Genomic DNA, 18,544 nt, shown 5'->3' on the forward strand with positions numbered 1-18,544 from the left:
GGCCAGGGCCAATCGGCCACGTGGGGTCAGATAGGCGTTAGCGTGTGTCATGAGGGCCCTCCGGTAGTCGGGGTGTGTGTGGTAACCACACCGATACCGAAGGTCCTCACCTATCTCGTGGCGGCACGCCGTTCACAACCTGCCTGGGAACTACACCTAGGTGACGAGGATGCCCTTCACGCTCGGCGGAAAGATCATCCCTGTCGGGTGGAACTGGACGAACTCCATGTTGATCAGGGTGGCGCCGGCACGCAGGGCGAGGGCGTGACCGTCGCCCGTGTACTCCCACGAGTTCGACGCGACCTTCCACGACTTGCCGATACCACCGGTGGCGATGACGACCGCGGGCGCCTCGAACAACACGAAACGCCCGGTCTCGCGCCAGTATCCGAACGCACCGGCGATGCGTCCCTCGTCGTCCTTCAGCAGTTCGGTGATGGTGCATTCGGCGAGGACCCGCACCCGGGCCTCGTAGTCGCCGTGCTCGGCGTGGTCCTCCTGCTGCAGCGACACGATCTTTTGCTGCATCGTGCGGATGAGTTCGAGTCCGGTGCGGTCGCCGACGTGGGCGAGTCGCGGATAGGTGTGGCCGCCGAAGTTGCGCTGGCTGATCCGTCCGTCGGGGGTGCGGTCGAACAGCGCTCCGTAGGTCTCCAGCTCCCACACGCGGTCGGGGGCCTCGCGGGCGTGCAGTTCGGCCATCCGCCAGTTGTTGAGGAACTTGCCGCCGCGCATCGTGTCCTGGAAGTGCACCTGCCGGGAGTCGCGGGGGTTGGCATTGCCCATCGCGGCGGCACATCCGCCCTCGGCCATCACGGTGTGGGCCTTGCCGAACAGCGACTTGCACACCACGGCGACGGAGAAGCCGCGTTGCCGCGCCTCGATCACCGCGCGTAGCCCGGAGCCGCCTGCTCCGATCACGACGACGTCGACCTGGTGCCGTTCGACATCCACCATCCGTGTTCCCCCTCCTCCGGTGCGGCCGGTGTCGTGCCGTGCGCGTCAGCCGATGAACCGCAGATCGGCGATGGTGTCGCTCGCCACGAGCATGATGTAGAAGTCCGTGAGGATCAGGGTTCCCAGCGTGATCCACACGAACTGCATGTGCCTGGTGTTGAGTTTGGAGACGAACGTCCAGATCCGGTAGCGCACGGGGTGTTTCGAGAAGTGCCGCAGCCGGCCTCCGGTGACGTGCCGGCAAGAGTGGCATGACAACGTGTAGCCCCAGAGCAGCACGACGTTGATCAGCAGGATCCATCACAGTACAGCGGAAGATCCGCCCGCACGCCGTTTCGTCGGGAGCGGCAGATCCGACCACCGAGAGGCAAGGGTGGTGAAGACGCGGGCGTCGAGAGCGCCGCTGCCGGCCGGGATCCTGCCCACGATGGGGACGCCGGTGACGTCGGGGAGGTCGTCGAGATTGCACTGCTCCGCCAGATCCGGTGCAGCAGGCCAGGATCCGACGATGACCCCCGGACATTCGATCCCCGCCGAGCGGAGCGCGGCCACGGTGAGCGCGGTGTGGTTGAGCGTGCCCAGTCCCGCGGCGGCGACGATCACCGCCGGCGCTCCGAGCGCGGCCGCGACGTCGGCGAGGGTGAAACCGCCCGCGCCGAGCCGGACGAGCAGACCTCCCGCCCCCTCGACCAGGGTGAGGTCGTACTCGGTGTCGAGAATTCGGACGGTGTCGACGATCTCCTCGAGGGTGAGCATCGGGCGTCCGCTGCGCCGCGCGGCGGTATCCGGTGCGAGCGGATCGGGATACCGCGCGAGTTCGACGAGCCGGACACGGTCCCCGGCCAGTCGCCGGATCTCCTGCAGGTCGCCCGGCCCGTCGTCCGTCACGCCCGTCTGGGCGGGTTTGCACACCGCGACCCGTAGTCCCGCGGTCACGGCGTTCGCGGCGAGTGCCGCGGTCGCGACGGTCTTGCCCACATCGGTCGACGTGCCGGTGACGACGAGGATGCTCACGCCCGGGCTCCCGCGAGGACGTCGGTGAGCACCTCGTCGACGAGGGCGCGTTCGTCGTCGGTGAGGTTCGCGCGTGCCGTCAGGCGCAGCCGCGAGGTACCGGCCGGAACCGAGGGCGGCCGGAAGCAGCCGACGTGCACGCCGCGGTCGCGGCACCGCGCCGCGGCGTCGGCGGCGACGCGCGGGTCGCCGAGGATCACCGACACCACGGCGGACGGCGGCGCCTCGACGCCCGTGAGACGAGCCAAGCACGCGGCCTGCTCGAGCACGGCAGCGGCACGTGCGGGCTCGGCGCGCAGCACCTTCAGCGCACCCCGGGCGGCACCGACGGCGGCCGGGGCGAGTCCGGTGTCGAAGATGAAGGTGCGCGCGGTGTCCACGAGATGTTCCCGCACACGCCCGTCGGCGAGGACGGCTCCGCCCTGGGAGGCAAGGGATTTCGACAGCGTCGCGGTGACGACCACATCGGGCTCGCCGGCGAGGCCCACTTCGTGGACGAGTCCGCGGCCCCCCGCGCCGCGGACTCCTACCCCGTGGGCCTCGTCGACGAGGAGCAACGCGCCGTGCGCTCGGCAGACGCGATGCAGTTCCCGCAGCGGCGCGAGGTCGCCGTCGGTGCTGAACACCGAGTCGGTCAGGACGAGCGCGCGGGCCTCGGTGCGTGTCGCGAGGGCGTGCGCGACCGCGTCGACGTCGTTGTGCGGGGTGACGACGATCCTCGAGCGGGACAGCCGGCACGCATCGACGAGCGAGGCGTGACCACCGGCGTCGGAGACGATCAGTGCGTCCTTGCCACCGAGGGCGGCGACGGCACCGAGGTTCGCTGCGTATCCGCTCGAGAACACCAGGCCGCTGTCGGCCCCGACGAAGTCGGCGAGTTCGCGTTCGAGGAGTTCGTGTTCGGCGGTGGTGCCGGTGACCAGCCGCGATCCGGTGGCGCCGGCTCCCCATCGCCGCAGGGCAGCGGTCGCTCCCGCGAGGACCTCGGGATGGCGGGTCAGGCCGAGATAGTCGTTGGAGGCGAGGTCGACGACGGTCGAGCCGGGGGTTCGGACGACGGGGTCGCGGTGCAGGCCCGCCGCGCGTCGCGCCGCTGCGGTGTCGTCGAGCCACGCCAGGGCGGGATGTGCGGTCATGAGCGGTGACCATACTTGAACACCGTTCAAGTCGTCACTTCGGTCGGCTCGGGTCGTAGGCTCGGACGGTTCGGCAGACCCCGACGAACGGCATGGGAGGTGGTCGTCCACATCGAATCCCGGGACGGAACGACGATCGGATTCCGCAAGCTCGGGCAGGGTCCGGGTCTCGTCGTCGTGCACAGCAGCATCGCGACCGGGGACGAATGGTCGCGTATGGCATCCGCCCTGGCGGACCGCTTCACCGTCCATCTCGTGGACCGGCGCGATCGCGGGGTTCCTCACCGCCGTCCGCTGACCCCTTCGGTCACCGAGCATTCGCGCCGACGGCGGCGATCATCCCCGAGGTGATCGCCGCGAGATCGTCGGCCGAGCAGATGTAGGGCGGCATCGCGTAGACGAGATTGCGGAACGGCCGCAGCCAGACCCCGGCCGCCACGGCGGCGTCGGTCGTCGCGCGCATGTCCACCGGATCGGTGAGTTCGATCACGCCGATGCCTCCGAGGACGCGGACGTCCGCGACCCCCGGCAACTCGCGTGCCGGCGCGAGTCCCTCCGTCAGTCCCGCGTTCACCGCCGCCACCTCGGCCCGCCAGTCGCGGGAGAGCAGCAGTTCGACCGCCGCGACGGCGACGGCGCACGCGAGCGGGTTGCCCATGAAGGTCGGGCCGTGCATCACACCGCCACCCTCCCCCGCGCTGATCGCTTCGGCGACGGCCCGCGTGCACAATGTCGCCGCGAGGGTCATGTATCCGCCGGTGAGTGCCTTGCCCACGCACATCACGTCCGGGCTCACTTGCGCGTGGTCGGCGGCGAAGAGTTCGCCTGTGCGCCCGAAACCGGTCGCGATCTCGTCGAAGATCAGTACCAGTCCGTGCTCGTCGCACATCCTGCGCAGCTCGCGCAGATACCGCGGGTCGTGGAAGCGCATGCCGCCGGCGCCCTGGACGACCGGCTCGACCACGATCGCGGCGAGCTCGTCGACGTGCTCGAGCAGGATCGCCTCGAAGTGCGCGACGTAGTCGGGATCGAAACGGGCCGGTGGGGCGGGGGTGAAGACCTGCCGCGCGAGCATGTCGGTCCACAGTGCGTGCATGCCGCCCTCCGGATCGCACACGCTCATCGGGGCGAAGGTGTCGCCGTGGTAGCCGCCGCGCCAGGTGAGCAGGCGACGCCGTCCCGGCCTGCCGACGGCACGCTGGTACTGCACCGCCATCTTCACGGCCACCTCCACCGACACCGAGCCCGAGTCGGCGAGGAAGACGGTGTCGAGACCGGCGGGGGTGATGTCGACGAGCAGTTCCGCGAGCCGCGCGGCGGGCTCGTGGGTGAGGCCGCCGAACATCACGTGGCTCATCCGGTCGAGCTGATCGCGGACGGCCGCGTCGAGCACGGGATGCCCGTATCCGTGCACCGCGGCCCACCACGAACTCATGCCGTCGACCAGCTCACGACCGTCGGCGAGGACGATCCGGGTACCGTGGGCACGGTCGACCACCAACGATTCGGTGGTCGCCGGAAACGCGCCGTAGGGGTGCCAGAGGTGCCGAGCGTCGAGGGTGCGGATCCGCTCGACCGGGAGAGGAGAGTTGCCCACGCCCAAACTGTAGGCGGTTGGAGGTCGCCGCCCGCAGCCGCGTAGTCTGCCCGAGTTGCCGTGAACGACGCTCACGGCAATCGGCCGGTGCGTTCGTCGCCCGGTTCGCAGCACAGCCGAACACGTAAGACACCGGGGGTATCCGTCACATGTCCGTCCACACCTCGGGACCGGAACTCGAGAGTGGCGCGCGGACAGCAGGCAGGCGCCCCGCGCGTCGTGCCGACATCGACGGATTGCGCGGTCTCGCGATCGCGCTCGTGGTGATCTTCCACGTCTGGTTCGGTCGCGTCTCCGGTGGTGTCGACGTCTTCCTGGCGCTCTCCGGCTTCTTCTTCGTGGGCACGCTCCTGAGGACCGCCGACTCCTCGGCCCCGCTCGATCCGCGTCCCGTCCTGCGGCGGATCGGCCGGCGTCTGCTGCCTCCGCTCGTCGTTGTGCTCACCGCTGTCGCGGCCGCCACGGTGGTGCTGCGGCCGTTCACGCAGTGGCTCGAGGTGGCCGACCAGACCGGGGCGTCGCTGCTGTTCTTCCAGAACTGGTATCTCGCCCGCACGGCGAGCGACTATCTGGCCGCGGATCCGATGGTCAGCCCGCTCCAGCACCTGTGGTCGATCGCCGTGCAGGGCCAGTTCTACATCGCGGCGCTCGTGGTGGTGTTCGGCTTCGCGTGGCTGTTGCGGCGGATGTCGGTGCCTGTCCGCCTGCCCCTGACGGTGCTGCTGGCCGCCCTCACCGCGGCGTCGCTGGCGTACGCGGTGCTCGCCGACCGGCCGCAGTCGTGGATGTACTACGACAGCGCCGCCCGTGCCTGGGAGCTGACTCTCGGCGGACTGCTGATGTGCCTGTCGCCGTGGCTGCGGGTTCCGCGCGCGCTGCGGATCGTGCTCGGTGCGCTCGGACTCGCGGTGCTGCTCGCGTGCGGCTTCGTCCTCGACGGCAACTCCCTCTTCCCCGGGCCGTGGGCGCTCGTCCCCGTCGGTGCGGCCATGGCGCTCGTCGTCGCGGGTATCCGCTCCGGCTCCGGCTCCGACTCCGAGCACGACACGCCGTCGGCGCGACTGCTGGCATCCGCGCCCATGGTGCGCCTCGGGGCGATCGCCTACGCGCTGTACCTGTGGCACTGGCCGATCCTCATCGGTTACCTGATCGTGCTCGGGCACCCGTCGGTCGGCCTGGTGGGCGGGCTCATCGTGATCGCCCTGTCGCTGCTGCTCGCCGAGGCGTCGACCCGGTGGTTCGAGGACCCCATCCGCCGCGTCGAACCCCCTCGGCCGTCCCGCACCGCGCTCGTGGGTCTCGTGACGGTCCTGGCCGTCACCCTCGTCGGGGCCGCGAACCTCTGGCACACCCACGTCGACCGTTCGACGGAGGCCCTCGAGGGCGTCGCCGCCCTGCCGACGGAGCTGTACCCCGGCGCTGCGGTGTTCGATCCCGCCGTCTCCACCGAGCCGCAACCGGTGCAACCGCCGCTGCTCGTCGCCCATCGCGACCTGCCTCCCGCGACGCTCGACAACTGCATCGCCCAGCACACCAATCGCGCACCGTTGACCTGTACCTACGGCGACCCGCTCGCGACCCGCCGCATGGTGATCGTCGGGGGGTCGCACTCGGAGCACTGGCTCGCTGCGCTCGACGCGCTCGGCATCGAACACGGTTTCCGCCTCGACACCTATCTCAAGGTCGGGTGCCCGCTCTCCGATCCCCTCGCCCCGCTCGTCGAGGAGTCCCCGACGGTCGAGTGCGACACATGGTCGACCGCCGTGCTCGCCGAACTGCGCGCGGATCCGCCCGACTACGTGTTCACCACGTCGACGCGCACCAAGGACCAGGGCGAAGGGCCGGGCGACTTCGTTCCGTTCTGGTACGTCGATCTGTGGGAGACGCTCGCCGACTACGGCATCCCGGTGGTGGCGATCCGCGACAACCCGTGGCTGTTCCGCGGCGATCTCGCCTATCGGGCCGCCGACTGCCTTGCGGGGGGCGGCACCGCGGAGACGTGCGGGGTGCCGCGCGAGGAGGCGCTGGACCCGATCGACCCGGCCGTCGCCGCATCCGCGCACCTGCCCACCGTGTCGCTGCTCGACCTGTCCGACAAGTTCTGCCGGCAGGATCTGTGCCGGGCGGTGGAGGGAAACATCCTCATCTATCGTGACGAGAACCACCTCACCACGACCTACGTCCGGACGCTGACGCCCGAGCTCGGCCGACAACTCGGTCCCGCCACCGGCTGGTGGTGACGCGCTCACCCGGTGCCGGGACCGCCGGAAGACTACTGTTGGCGGGCATGGAGACCACCGAAGCGAGCGCCAGCGACGAGATGCCCGAGCCCCTGGAAGTGTGGCCGGGATCCCCCTATCCCCTCGGCGCGACCTACGACGGGGCGGGCACGAACTTTGCACTGTTCTCCGAGATCGCCGAGAAGGTCGAGCTGTGCCTGATCTCCCGTGACGGGACCGAGACCCGCATCCCGCTCGAGGAGGTGGACGGTTACGTCTGGCACGCCTACCTTCCGACGGTCTCCCCCGGCCAGCGTTACGGCTACCGCGTGCACGGTCCGTTCGATCCGGAGAACGGTCACCGGTGCGATCCGAGCAAGCTGCTCCTCGACCCGTACGGGAAGGCGTTCGACGGGTCGTTCGACGGCGACCCGTCGCTGTTCTCGTACCCGCTGCCCGGTGCCGAGCCCGTGGCCGACAGCGCCTCGGACGAGAGCACGGACGACACCGAGGACACCGACACCGAGGACACCGACACCGGCGACGCCGTGTCCACCGACGACGCCGAGCCCGAGGCGATCGCGACGGGGCAGACCTCCGACGCCGCCGCAGAGCTTCCCGGCCTGGATTCGCTGGGCCACACCATGACGACCGTGGTGATCAACCCGTTCTTCGATTGGGCGACGGATCGTCATCCCCGCCGCCCCTACAACGAGACGGTCATCTACGAGGCCCACGTCAAAGGCATGACGGCCACGCATCCGGACGTCCCCGAACACATGCGGGGCACCTACGCCGGTCTCGCGCACCCGGCGATCATCGACCATCTCCTCGATCTCGGCGTCACCGCGATCGAACTGATGCCCGTGCACCAGTTCATGCACGACCAGGTGCTGCTCGACCAGGGGCTGCGGAACTATTGGGGGTACAACACCTTCGGGTTCTTCGCGCCGCACGCCGAGTACTCGTCGTCGACCAAGCCGAGCGCCGTGGTCGCCGAGTTCAAGGCGATGGTGCGGGCCTTCCACGAGGCGGGCATCGAGGTGATCCTCGACGTGGTCTACAACCACACCGCCGAGGGGAACCATCTCGGTCCCACCATCTGCTTCCGCGGCATCGACAACGCCGCCTACTACCGCCTCGTCGACGACGACAAGGCCTACTACATGGACTACACGGGAACGGGCAACAGCCTCAACGCCCGTCACCCGCACACCCTGCAGCTGATCATGGACTCGCTGCGCTACTGGGTGACCGAGATGCACGTCGACGGCTTCCGGTTCGATCTCGCGTCGACCCTGGCGCGCGAGCTGCACGACGTCGACCGGCTGTCGGCCTTCTTCGATCTCGTCCAGCAGGATCCGGTGGTCTCGCAGGTCAAGCTCATCGCCGAGCCGTGGGATATCGGTGAGGGCGGTTACCAGGTGGGCAACTTCCCCGGTCAGTGGACGGAGTGGAACGGCAAGTACCGCGACACGGTCCGCGACTACTGGCGCGGCGAACCGGCCACCCTCGGCGAGTTCGCGTCGCGCCTGACCGGCTCGTCGGATCTGTACGAGGACACCGGCCGCCGTCCCGGCGCGTCGGTCAACTTCGTCACCGCCCACGACGGGTTCACCCTTGCGGATCTGGTGTCGTACAACGAGAAACACAATGATGCCAACGGCGAGGACAATCGCGACGGTGAGTCGCACAACCGGTCGTGGAACTGCGGTGTGGAAGGCCCCACGGACGATCCCGAGGTCCTCGCGCTGCGCGGGCGCCAGCAGCGCAACATGCTCGCGACGCTGATCCTGTCGCAGGGCACGCCGATGCTCGCCCACGGCGACGAGTTCGGTCGCACCCAGCAGGGCAACAACAACGTGTACTGCCAGGACAACGAACTCTCATGGGTGGACTGGTCGCTCGCCGAGTCCAACGCCGACCTGGTCGCGTTCACCCGCAACGTGATCGCGCTGCGCACCGACCACCCTGTCTTCCGGCGTCGCAGGTTCTTCGAGGGCCGACCCATCCGCAGCGGTGATCAGTCCCGCGACATCGCGTGGCTCACGCCGGCCGGCGACGAGATGATGCCCGAGGACTGGGACAGCGGTTTCGGCAAGTCGCTCGCGGTCTTCCTCAACGGCGAGGGCATCCCCGAACCCGATCAGCGGGGGCAGCGCGTCGTCGACGACTCGTTCCTGATGTGCTTCAACGCCCATCACGAACCGATCGAGTTCGTCACCCCCGACGGCCCGCACGCCGAGGAATGGACGGTCGCGCTCGACACCGACGTTCCCGACGGTCTGCGCGAGGAGACGGTCGTCGCCGGTAAGCCGGTCCGGGTGCAGGCACGCTCGGTTCTGGTGCTCCGGAAGACCCGGTGACCACCGGCGGTACGGAGTCGGCAGGTGTGAACGGCGCCGGCGCGGGGAATACTGCGCCGGTGTTGTCCACCTACCGACTCCAGATGCGCGGCGACGAGTGCACCTTCGCCGACGCCGTCGCCCTGGTCGACTACCTCGACGCCCTGGGTGTCTCGCACGTCTACCTCTCCCCCGTCCTCAGCGCGACGATCGGATCCACCCACGGATACGACGTGGTCGAACCCGGCACGGTCTCCGAGTCGCTCGGGGGACGCGAGGGTCTGGAACGGTTGTCGCGGGAGGCACGCGCACGGGGCATGGGGCTGGTCGTCGACATCGTCCCCAACCATGTCGGGGTGGCCGACCCACGTCAGAACGCGTGGTGGTGGGACGTCCTGAAGCACGGCTCCGGATCGCGCTACGCGTCGTTCTTCGATCTCGACCTCGCTGGTGACAACGGTGTGGACGGTCGGATCGCTCTGCCGGTGCTCGGATCGGACGACGCGGTGCAGGAGCTGACCGTCGACCGCTCCGGCGACGAGCCGATGCTCGCCTACTACGGCAAGCGATTCCCGATCGCTCCCGGGACCGACGAGGGCACCGGTGAGGAGGTCCACGCGCGGCAGGCCTACCGGCTCGTGGCGTGGAACTCGGGGTTGATCGGATACCGCCGCTTCTTCACCGTCGACGATCTCGCCGCGGTGCGGGTGGAGGATCCCGCGGTGTTCGACGCGACGCACGAGCAGGTCGCGTCGTGGATCGCCGACGATCTGGTCGACGGGATCCGCGTCGACCATCCGGACGGTCTCGCCGATCCGGCCGGTTATCTCGCGCGCCTGCGCGAGGTGATCGGCCCCGAGCGGTGGCTCGTGATCGAGAAGATCCTCGGCGATGCCGAACCGCTGGATGCGACGCTGCCGGTGGACGGCACCACCGGCTACGACGCACTCGGCGAACTGTCGACGGTGTTCGTCGATCCGGCCGGCGAGTCGGAGCTGAACGCCCTGTCGCGCAGGTTCACCGGCGCCGAAGGCGACGCGCCGTGGCTGCACGCCCGCGAACACGACCTCAAACGATCGGTGCTCGGCAGCGGGCTCGCGCCGGAGGTGCGCCGCCTCGTGCGGGCGATCCGACGCGAGACCGGCGACACCGGCTGCGACGACGCGGCGCTGCGCGAGGCCGTGATGGCAGTCGCCGCACAGCTTCCCGTCTACCGCGCCGACTACGCGCCGCTCGCGACCCTGGTGCCGCGCATCGTCGGCGACCTCGCGCGGACGCAACCCGCGCTCGATCCTGCGCTCGCGGTGTTCGCCCGGGCGATGGCCCTCGGCGGTGAGGCCGCGTCCCGCTTCGGCCAGGTGTGCGGTGCCGCGACGGCCAAGGCGGTCGAGGACTGCCTGTTCTATCGGGCGGCGCGGCTGATCTCGCTGCAGGAGGTGGGCGGGCAACCCGGCCGTTTCTCGGCCACCCCGGCCGAGTTCCACCTCGCGTGGACCCAGCGGGCACGGCACTGGCCGCGGGCGATGACCACCCTGTCGACCCACGACACCAAACGCAGCGAGGACGTCCGGGCGCGGATCGGTGTGCTCTCGCAGGTCGCCGACGTGTGGTCCCGTCGGCTCGGGCAGTGGAACGAGTCGGCGCCCGCACCGGATCCGGCGATCGGACTGTTCCTGTGGCAGACCCTGTTCGGAGTCTGGCCGCTCGACGGAGTGGTGACCGACGAACTGCGCGAACGGGTACATGCCTACGCGCAGAAGGCGCTGCGCGAGAACGGAACCCGCACCACGTGGACCGAGGTCGACGAGGAATTCGAGACCTCGGTGGGCAGCTGGCTGGACGCGGTGATCGACGGACCGGTCGCGGGTGAGCTCACCGCTTTCGTGACCGAGGTCGAACCGCACGTCGCGGCCGTCTCGTGCGGCCAGAAACTGTTGCAACTGCTCGGCCCCGGCGTCCCCGACGTCTATCAGGGCACCGAACTGTGGGACGACTCGCTCGTCGATCCGGACAACCGGCGGCCGGTGGAGTTCGACGTCCGACGGCGGCTGCTCGACGCCCCTGATTCGGCGCCGGCGAAGTTCACGATCGTGCGCACCGCGCTCCGGTTGCGCCGCGAACGACCGGCGAGCTTCGTCGGTGGCGCGTACGTTCCGGTCCTCGCCACCGGCCCGGCCGCCGGGCACCTGCTCGCGTTCGGCCGCGGTCCGGCGCCGGACGACCTCGATGTCCTCGCGGTGGCTTCCCGCCGCACCGTGGCGCTGTCGCGTTCGGGGTGGAAGGACACGACCGTCGACCTGCCGGACGGCGACTGGTCGGATGCCTTGACCGGACGCTCCTTCACCGGTCGGGTGCGGGTCGCCGATCTGCTCGACTCCCAGCCGGTCGCAGCACTCGTCCGCGCGCGTTAGTCCTCGAGCGCGTCGAGCGCTTCCTCCGCGTCGAGCCGGCGCTGGGTGCGTCGCCGACTCCAGGCGAGAACCAGTCCTGCGAGGACGATGGCGACCGCCGCGCCGACGACCCGCCCCGCCCAGGTCGCGGCGTCGTTCTCGAAAGGATGGCTCTCGTAACGCAGGCGGAGGAAGATGCCGGCGACGCCGACGAGATAGAGCGCGGCGGCGGCGGCACTGCGGGGTCGCCACAGTTTCGCGGTGGCGTACAGGTCGACGTCGCGTTGCCGCGCGTACAACTGGGTCACGATCGACACGACGAACCAGGCCACGAGGATGCCCAGTGCCGTCCACGCCCCGGGCCGGCCGGCGAGCCACGGGAGCAGCGCCGCCGCCACCAGCGCGATCCACAGAGACAACTGGAATCCCACCGCCGATGCTTCGTTCCAGACGTCTCGCTGACGTTCGTCGCGGTAGAATTCGTCGTCCAGATCGCCGATGAAGCGCGCGGTTTTCACGAAGACCGTCATGAGGGCTCCTAGGTGGTGAGCGGGAACAGTTCCTCGACCGTGCTGTCGAGTCTGAGGGCGAGACGCAGGGCGAGGTACACGCTGGGCGCGTAGTCACCCTTCTCCGTCGAGACGATGCTCTGTCTGCTGACGCCGACCGCGTCGCCGAGCGCGGCCTGGGTGAGTCCCGCTTTCTTGCGGAATTCGCGGACCCGGTTGCTCCTCGGTGTGTCGGTCACACCAAAAGTAAACTCTGCTTGTCATTTCATGTCAAGCATTCTTGTCATTTTCGATTGCCGAACCACCCCGGCACACCCGTCGGGCCGGACATGCAATCACCCCTCGGCGTAGTCGATCACGAAATAGAGAATTACATTCTCTCGGTGGAAGGTCCTTGGTTTACGTTCTCGAGCACGGAAAATCTAGTCCTCATCGCGAGCGCCGTCGCCGGCAGGACTTTGGGCAGTCAGGGAGAGGATTCGATGAAGGCCGAATACATGGTGATGATCAGCATCTACGACCACGTCGTCAACCAGTCCCGTACCGGCACCAGCTTCCTGCCGGACGGCATGAGCCCGACGGACGTGTGGCGCAAGAACTTCCTCGCCTGCTACATCACCGAACCGAGCGGACTGAACAACCGTCACCGGCTCGGCGTCGACACCATCGCGTGGGAATGCGACTACCCGCACTCCGACTCGACGTGGCCGAACTCCCCCGAGATGCTCGAGGAGGAACTCGACGCATGCGAATGCACCGACGAGGAGATCGACAAGATCACCTTCGCCAACACCGCGAAGTTCTTCGACTGGGATCCCTTCGAGCACATCCCGCGTGAGGAGGCCACCGTCGACGCCCTGCGCGCCCGCGCCACCGACGTCGACATCAGCGAGACGTCCCAGGAGGAGTACCGCCGCCGTTACGAGCTCACCAACTCCGGCTCGTAGATTCCTGCTCCACAGGAGTCCACAACAGACGATGCCCGCCGATCCGGATCGGCGGGCATCGTCGCGTCTACGGTGTCGTGCCTACTGCGTCGCGTCTACGGTGTCGTGCCTACTGCGTCGTCACGGTCGGCTCACATCGGGTCCTTGCGCCACAACAGTGCGTGCAGGCACTCGACGGCCTCGGCGGGCGATTCGACGTCGAGCACTCCGGCGGCGGGCATCCGCCAACCGCCGATCGCGATGACCGGAACACCGATGCGGACCGCGAGCGCGATCTCGCTCATGGTGCCCCAGCTTCCACCCACCGCGATCAACGCGTCGCTGCTGCGCACGAGCAGCGCGTTGCGCATCTCTCCGAGGCCCGTGGGAACGGCCACCGTCAGATAGGGATTGCCCTCGGCACGGTCGTCTCCGGGCAGCAGGCCGAGGGTCGTCCCACCGGCTTCCACAGCGCCACGGCAGGCTGCCGCCATCACCCCACCGAGACCGCCGGTGACCACGACGGCCCGGCGTCCGGCGAGGAGTCCCCCGACCTGGCGGGCGAGGCGTCGCTGTTCGGGCGTGGCTTCACCCGGCCCCACGACCCCGACATAGCGCTGCGCATTCATGTCCGGCATTCTGCATCACGGAGCGCTCCGGAGCGCGCGGTCCGAGAACATCATTCACGCCCGGCATCGTCCGCTCCCGCTCTGACCGCCCCGAGGCCGGGCGATCGAGCCCATCGGGGGAGACTGTGGCCATGAGCAGAGCCGACCGCAGCACCGACACCCGCCCGGATTCCCCGTGCCCGTGCGGTCGCGGCGTTCCCCTGTCCGAATGCTGCGGGCCGCTGCTGGCCGGTGCGAGCGCGCCCACCGCCGAACGGCTGATGCGTTCGCGGTACACGGCATTCGCGACGCGCGATGCGGCGCACCTGCTGCGCACCTGGCACCCGTCCACACGTCCGCGCTCGATCCAGTTCGACCCCGGTCAGCGCTGGACCGGGCTCGAGGTCCTGCACATCACCGGAGGCGGATTCCTGCATACGACCGGCACGGTGGACTTCCGCGCGCACTGGACGGCGGACGGGGTGCCCGACTCGATGCGCGAGCACAGCCGGTTCGTGCGGGAGGACGGCGAGTGGCTCTACCTCGACGACTGCGGCGACGACTGAACCGACTCCGTCACGGCGCCGTTCGTCGCAACAGCGTCGCGCGCAGCGTTCCCGAGAGCCACTGACGGTACTGGTCGACGTCCCATCCGCGGTCTCGCCTCAGCAGCGCGTGCACCTGTGGGGAACTCAGGGTGAACAGGACATCGGCCGCGTGCTCGACGGTGACGTCCTCGCGCAGCCAGCCGGCATGTTCGAGTCCTTCCGCGAGGGTGCGGGCGTTCTCGGCCGTCGCCTTCGCGTCGTCCGCGGCGAAACGACGCATGTCGGGGTCCGCCCCCGATGATTCCACGGAGGTCATGAGCAGCCCGCCCGCGCGTTCGAGCATCGCGGTGCCGTAGCGGACCACCTGCTCGACCACGAGGTCGACGTGCGAGACCACGCCGCCGGCATGGGACGGTTCCGGATCTGTCGCCTCGCTCGCGCGCGGATCGCCGTCGCCGGCCACCGCGTGATCGAGCGCCTCGCGGAAGATCTCCGCCTTGCCGCCGGGGAAGGCGGTGAACACCGTCCGCACCGCCACACCCGCTTCGTCCGCGATGTTCTTGACGGTGGTGCTGACGTAGCCGTCGCGAACGAACAGCCGCGCCGCGGCGTCGCGGATCGTCTCGCGGGTTCGGCGGGCCGCTTCCTCCCGCAACGGCGAGGTGTACCGTCGGCGGGCTCGCTCGAAATTCGGGTTCACTCCCCCAGTATCGAGTGCATTGCAGCTGCAACAAAATTGACGCGCGGCAGGGTGGTACGCCGGTGGCGCCATCCCCTGCACCGACGCCTCCGACACGGCATGCTGGTCGAGTGCACACCTTCGAGGTCTGGGCTCCGATCCCGTCGTCCGTCCGACTGTTCGCCGACGGACGGTTCCACGACATGCAACGCAGCGACGACGGTTGGTGGCGCACCACCGTCGGCGTCGCTCCCGACACCCGATACGGTTTCGTGCTCGACGACGACACCGGGACGGTCCTTCCCGACCCGCGATCTCCGCGGCAGCCGGAGGGCGTGCACGAGCCGTCGCAGCTCCACGTGCTCGACGAGACGAAGTGGACCGACCACGGCTGGACCGGCCGGCAACTGACAGGAAGCATCGTCTACGAGATGCACGTGGGGACCTTCACCCCCGAGGGCACACTCGACTCGGCGATCGACCGTCTCGACGAACTCGTGGACCTCGGTGTCGAGTTCGTCGAACTCATGCCGCTCAACGCGTTCAACGGCACCCACGGATGGGGCTACGACGGCGTGCTCTGGTACGCGGTGCACGAACCCTACGGTGGCCCCGATGCCCTGCAGCGTTTCGTCGACGCCGCCCACGCGCGCGGACTGGCGGTGGCACTCGACGTCGTCTACAACCATCTCGGTCCGTCGGGGAACTATCTGGGCCGCTTCGGTCCCTATCTCTCCGCGGCCCCGGGAATCTGGGGCGACAACATCAACCTCGACGGTCCCGGATCCGGGGAGGTGCGCCGGTACATCCTCGACAATGCGCTGCGCTGGTTCCGCGACTTCCACATCGACGCCCTCCGGCTCGACGCCGTGCACGCGCTGATCGACCACACCGCCACACACCTCCTCGAGGAACTGTCGGTCGAGACGTTCCGCCTGTCCGCCCATCTCGGCCGCCCCCTGTCGTTGATCGCCGAATCGGACCTCAACGATCCGAAGCTGATCACTCCCCGGCCCGGCGGTGGATACGGACTGCACGCGCAGTGGGCCGACGACGTCCACCACGCGATCCACGCGGCGGTGTCCGGTGAACGGCAGGGCTACTACGGCGACTTCGGTTCGCTGGACTGCCTCGCGTACACGCTCGGGCACGGCTTCTTCCACGCCGGGACGTATTCGAGCTTCCGCGGCCGGGTCCACGGGCGCCCGCTCGACACCCGGCGCACGCCGGCGAGCGGTCTGGTCGCCTACACCTGCACGCACGATCAGGTCGGCAACCGGGCGCTCGGCGACCGGCCGGGTGCCTATCTCGAGCCCGGTCAGCTCGCCCTCAAGGCGGCGCTCGTGCTCACGTCCCCGTTCACGCCGATGTTGTTCATGGGCGAGGAGTGGGGTGCGAGCACACCCTTCCGGTACTTCACGTCGCATCCCGAACCGGAACTCGCCGCGGCCGTGGTCGAGGGTCGCCGGCGCGAGTTCGCCGAACACGGCTGGGACGCCGCCGACGTACCCGGCCCGCAGGCTCCGGAGACCTTCATCGGCTCGAAGCTGCGCTGGGACGAACGCGACGAGGGCGGGCACGCCCGGTTGCTGGAGTGCTACCGCGCGCTCATCGCGCTCCGGCGGGACCGTGCCGAGCTCACCGATCCCTGGCTCGAGCACGTGCACGTGACGTACGACGAGGACGAGAAATGGCTCGTCGTGCACCGCGGGGCGCTGCGCGTGGCGTGCAATCTCGGACCCGACCCCGTCACCGTGCCGGTCGGCGGGAAACCACTGCTCTGGTGGGACGAACCGGTGGTCAACCGTACCGAGTCCGCAGTGTTGATCCCGGGCTGGTCCTTCGCGATCCTGGAGGCTCCCGAGATGCCCCGCCGATAACGTTCGTCAGGCGAAAAAAGTCGTTGATTATGCCACGAGTGGGCGAGTACCGTCTCAAGTACCGTCGAATTCTCGAGGTGAATCACCATGCAACCCAAGAAGATTCTGGCGAGTGTATTCCTCAGCACCGCCCTCGTCCTCGCTCCCGCCGGAGTCGCATCGGCGACCCCCACCGTCGACACAGCACCCGGGATCGTGAATGTCAGCGGAGGACACGACGACCACGGAAAGTACGACCACCACGATCACGACAAGAACTACAACCATCACGACAAGAAGTACGACCGCGACCATCACCGGAACCACTACTGGCGGCCCGACTGCTATTGGTGGGGCCCATGGCTGGTGTGCAATCGCTGGTGACCGCACACCAACCGTGACGTGACCGGGCCACCCGGTTACGTCAGATAACGGTAGGCCGGCGACCCCGGCTCGAGTCGCTGCGCGTCGATCGGCGACGCGTCCATGCGATTGAGCAGAGCCGAAAGGTCTTCCGCGGCACCCAGTTCGATACCGACGAGGGCAGCGCCGGTCTCCCGGTTGTTGCGCTTGACGTACTCGAACAGGGTGATGTCGTCGTCCGGTCCGAGGACTTCGTCCAGGAACCGCCGCAGTGCGCCGGGCTCCTGGGGGAAGTCCACGAGGAAATAGTGTTTGAGCCCGCGGTGGACGAGCGACCGCTCGATGATCTCGCCGTAGCGTGAGACGTCATTGTTGCCGCCCGACACCAGGCACACCACGTTCGCTCCGGGCTGCACCGAGATCGACTCGAGGGCAGCGACCGACAGGGCGCCGGCGGGCTCGGCGATGATGCCCTCGTTCTGGTACAGATCGAGCATCGTGGTGCACAGCGCACCCTCGTCGATCTGGGTCATCCCGAACGGGGCCCGGCCGAGCCCCTCCCGGCGCAGCGTAGCCACGAGCGGCAGGCTCGAATGGGACACGACCTCGGCACCGAGTTCGGAGACCACGGCGTAGGGAACGTCGCCGATCCGCTTGACCGCAGCGCCGTCGACGAACGGCTCGACCTCCGGCAGCGTGACGGGACCGCCCGCGACCAGCGCGGCGGCCATCGACGCTGCACCCGCCGGCTCGACGCCGACGATCGACGTGCGTGGGGACCGCTCGCGCAGATAGGCGGCGACACCGGCGATGAGGCCGCCCCCGCCCACGGGGACGAGCACGACGTCGAGATCGCCGTCGAGCTGTTCGAGGACCTCGCGCGCGATGGTGCCCTGCCCGGCAGCGGTGCGGGCGTCGTCGAAGGGCGGGATCATCGTCGCACCGGTGCGGATCGCATCGTCGGCTGCCGCTGCGGCCGCGGCGTCGAAGGTGTCGCCGACACCGATGAGTTCGACGCTGTCGCCGCCGTGGACACGGATCCGATCGCGCTTCTGCTTGGGAGTGCGGGTGGGCACGTAGATCCGGCCCTGGATTCCCATCACCCGGCACGCGTAGGCGACACCCTGCGCGTGATTACCGGCGCTGGCCGTGACGACGCCCGCGGCGCGCTCGGCCGCGTCGAGCTGCGCCATGGCGTTGTACGCCCCACGGAGCTTGAAGGACCGCACCCGGGTGAGGTCCTCCCGCTTGAGGTAGACGTCGGCGCCTACGAGCGCCGAGAGTCGAGGGCTGCGCTCGAGCGGCGTTGGGTCGACCGCCTCCGAAATTCGCTCGGCAGCCGCATCGATGTCGGCCGCGCAGGGCACGGCGGTCAGAGTCATCGGTTCTGCTGT

The 18,544-nt window shown here is 69.0% G+C and carries 15 protein-coding genes and 2 pseudogenes; 7 read left to right on the forward strand and 10 right to left on the reverse strand.

The window, feature by feature from the left end; all coding sequences use genetic code 11:
* Positions 1 to 159: 159 nt before the first annotated feature.
* The 5 genes and pseudogenes from ACQR3U_RS11920 to ACQR3U_RS11940 all read right to left on the reverse strand — a co-directional run.
* Positions 160 to 957 (reverse strand): annotated as a pseudogene (locus ACQR3U_RS11920) (FAD-binding protein); the annotation flags it as partial.
* Between the two features lie 45 nt (positions 958 to 1,002).
* Positions 1,003 to 1,254: pseudogene (locus ACQR3U_RS11925) on the reverse strand (hypothetical protein); the annotation flags it as partial.
* A 3-nt stretch (positions 1,255 to 1,257) separates the two neighbouring features.
* Complete coding sequence (gene bioD / locus ACQR3U_RS11930) at positions 1,258 to 1,971, reverse strand: dethiobiotin synthase (protein WP_230810283.1); 714 nt, start codon at positions 1,969 to 1,971, stop codon at positions 1,258 to 1,260.
* The gene (locus ACQR3U_RS11935; protein ID WP_230810282.1) at positions 1,968 to 3,107 is read right to left on the reverse strand and encodes an 8-amino-7-oxononanoate synthase; all 1,140 of its coding nucleotides are present in this window, start codon (positions 3,105 to 3,107) and stop codon (positions 1,968 to 1,970) included. The genes bioD and ACQR3U_RS11935 overlap by 4 nt, the downstream gene beginning before the upstream one ends.
* Before the next feature lie 307 nt (positions 3,108 to 3,414).
* On the reverse strand, positions 3,415 to 4,704 hold the full coding sequence (locus tag ACQR3U_RS11940) for an adenosylmethionine--8-amino-7-oxononanoate transaminase (protein ID WP_024101244.1): 1,290 nt from the start codon (positions 4,702 to 4,704) through the stop codon (positions 3,415 to 3,417).
* A gap of 149 nt (positions 4,705 to 4,853) precedes the next feature.
* Between ACQR3U_RS11940 and ACQR3U_RS11945 the strand changes: the two genes are divergently transcribed.
* The 3 genes from ACQR3U_RS11945 to treY are packed head-to-tail and all read left to right on the forward strand — an operon-like array spanning position 4,854 to position 11,679.
* Positions 4,854 to 6,944 carry an acyltransferase family protein gene (locus ACQR3U_RS11945; protein WP_033097619.1) on the forward strand — a complete coding sequence of 697 codons (2,091 nt, stop codon included), beginning with the start codon at positions 4,854 to 4,856 and terminating at the stop codon, positions 6,942 to 6,944.
* 47 nt (positions 6,945 to 6,991) lie between these two features.
* Complete coding sequence (glgX, locus tag ACQR3U_RS11950; protein WP_230810281.1) at positions 6,992 to 9,289, forward strand: glycogen debranching protein GlgX; 2,298 nt, start codon at positions 6,992 to 6,994, stop codon at positions 9,287 to 9,289.
* Entirely contained in the window at positions 9,286 to 11,679 is a 2,394-nt protein-coding gene (gene treY, locus ACQR3U_RS11955; RefSeq protein WP_269601334.1) for a malto-oligosyltrehalose synthase, read from the forward strand. Before glgX ends, treY begins: the two co-directional genes overlap by 4 nt.
* Here treY and ACQR3U_RS11960 read toward each other — a convergent pair.
* Together ACQR3U_RS11960 and ACQR3U_RS11965 are read right to left on the reverse strand one after the other, a co-directional pair.
* Positions 11,676 to 12,188, reverse strand: a complete 513-nt coding sequence (locus tag ACQR3U_RS11960; protein ID WP_120283188.1) for a DUF2029 domain-containing protein — start codon at positions 12,186 to 12,188, stop codon at positions 11,676 to 11,678. The genes treY and ACQR3U_RS11960 overlap by 4 nt on opposite strands.
* 8 nt (positions 12,189 to 12,196) lie before the next feature.
* Positions 12,197 to 12,406 carry a helix-turn-helix transcriptional regulator gene (locus tag ACQR3U_RS11965; protein ID WP_019289735.1) on the reverse strand — a complete coding sequence of 70 codons (210 nt, stop codon included), beginning with the start codon at positions 12,404 to 12,406 and terminating at the stop codon, positions 12,197 to 12,199.
* A gap of 243 nt (positions 12,407 to 12,649) precedes the next feature.
* Between ACQR3U_RS11965 and ACQR3U_RS11970 the strand changes: the two genes are divergently transcribed.
* Positions 12,650 to 13,114, forward strand: coding sequence for a hypothetical protein (locus tag ACQR3U_RS11970; protein WP_230810280.1), 465 nt, complete (start codon positions 12,650 to 12,652; stop codon positions 13,112 to 13,114).
* Between the two features lie 131 nt (positions 13,115 to 13,245).
* Here ACQR3U_RS11970 and ACQR3U_RS11975 read toward each other — a convergent pair whose 3' ends face one another.
* Positions 13,246 to 13,731, reverse strand: coding sequence for a TIGR00725 family protein (locus tag ACQR3U_RS11975; protein ID WP_006554113.1), 486 nt, complete (start codon positions 13,729 to 13,731; stop codon positions 13,246 to 13,248).
* Between the two features lie 122 nt (positions 13,732 to 13,853).
* On the opposite strand from ACQR3U_RS11975, the gene ACQR3U_RS11980 reads away from it, so the two are divergent.
* A complete protein-coding gene (locus ACQR3U_RS11980; protein WP_019289737.1) occupies positions 13,854 to 14,267 on the forward strand; it encodes a YchJ family protein in 414 nt (137 codons plus the stop codon).
* Positions 14,268 to 14,277: 10 nt separating this feature from the next.
* Here ACQR3U_RS11980 and ACQR3U_RS11985 read toward each other — a convergent pair whose 3' ends face one another.
* Entirely contained in the window at positions 14,278 to 14,949 is a 672-nt protein-coding gene (locus ACQR3U_RS11985) for a TetR/AcrR family transcriptional regulator (protein ID WP_230810279.1), read from the reverse strand.
* Positions 14,950 to 15,059: 110 nt separating this feature from the next.
* Here ACQR3U_RS11985 and treZ point away from each other — a divergent pair, with 110 nt between their 5' ends.
* The gene (gene treZ / locus ACQR3U_RS11990) at positions 15,060 to 16,808 is read left to right on the forward strand and encodes a malto-oligosyltrehalose trehalohydrolase (RefSeq protein WP_230810278.1); all 1,749 of its coding nucleotides are present in this window, start codon (positions 15,060 to 15,062) and stop codon (positions 16,806 to 16,808) included.
* Between the two features lie 87 nt (positions 16,809 to 16,895).
* Positions 16,896 to 17,171 carry a hypothetical protein gene (locus ACQR3U_RS11995; protein ID WP_019289739.1) on the forward strand — a complete coding sequence of 92 codons (276 nt, stop codon included), beginning with the start codon at positions 16,896 to 16,898 and terminating at the stop codon, positions 17,169 to 17,171.
* Positions 17,172 to 17,206: 35 nt separating this feature from the next.
* Here ACQR3U_RS11995 and ilvA read toward each other — a convergent pair whose 3' ends face one another.
* A complete protein-coding gene (gene ilvA, locus ACQR3U_RS12000) occupies positions 17,207 to 18,532 on the reverse strand; it encodes a threonine ammonia-lyase IlvA (protein WP_230810277.1) in 1,326 nt (441 codons plus the stop codon).
* Positions 18,533 to 18,544: the final 12 nt, after the last annotated feature.

Source organism: Rhodococcus sp. IEGM1339 (genome assembly GCF_050321925.1).
In the GTDB taxonomy this organism is placed as follows: Bacteria; Actinomycetota; Actinomycetes; order Mycobacteriales; family Mycobacteriaceae; genus Rhodococcus; species Rhodococcus pyridinivorans.

Coding starts and splice junctions, on each gene's coding strand:
- ACQR3U_RS11935 (WP_230810282.1), bottom strand. CDS start 3,107: ATGACCGCACATCCCGCCCTGGCGTGGCTCGACGACACCGCAGCGGCG.
- ACQR3U_RS11980 (WP_019289737.1), top strand. CDS start 13,854: ATGAGCAGAGCCGACCGCAGCACCGACACCCGCCCGGATTCCCCGTGC.
- ACQR3U_RS11975 (WP_006554113.1), bottom strand. CDS start 13,731: ATGCCGGACATGAATGCGCAGCGCTATGTCGGGGTCGTGGGGCCGGGT.
- ACQR3U_RS11945 (WP_033097619.1), top strand. CDS start 4,854: ATGTCCGTCCACACCTCGGGACCGGAACTCGAGAGTGGCGCGCGGACA.
- ACQR3U_RS11970 (WP_230810280.1), top strand. CDS start 12,650: ATGAAGGCCGAATACATGGTGATGATCAGCATCTACGACCACGTCGTC.
- ACQR3U_RS11960 (WP_120283188.1), bottom strand. CDS start 12,188: ATGACGGTCTTCGTGAAAACCGCGCGCTTCATCGGCGATCTGGACGAC.
- ilvA (WP_230810277.1), bottom strand. CDS start 18,532: ATGACTCTGACCGCCGTGCCCTGCGCGGCCGACATCGATGCGGCTGCC.
- glgX (WP_230810281.1), top strand. CDS start 6,992: ATGGAGACCACCGAAGCGAGCGCCAGCGACGAGATGCCCGAGCCCCTG.
- ACQR3U_RS11995 (WP_019289739.1), top strand. CDS start 16,896: ATGCAACCCAAGAAGATTCTGGCGAGTGTATTCCTCAGCACCGCCCTC.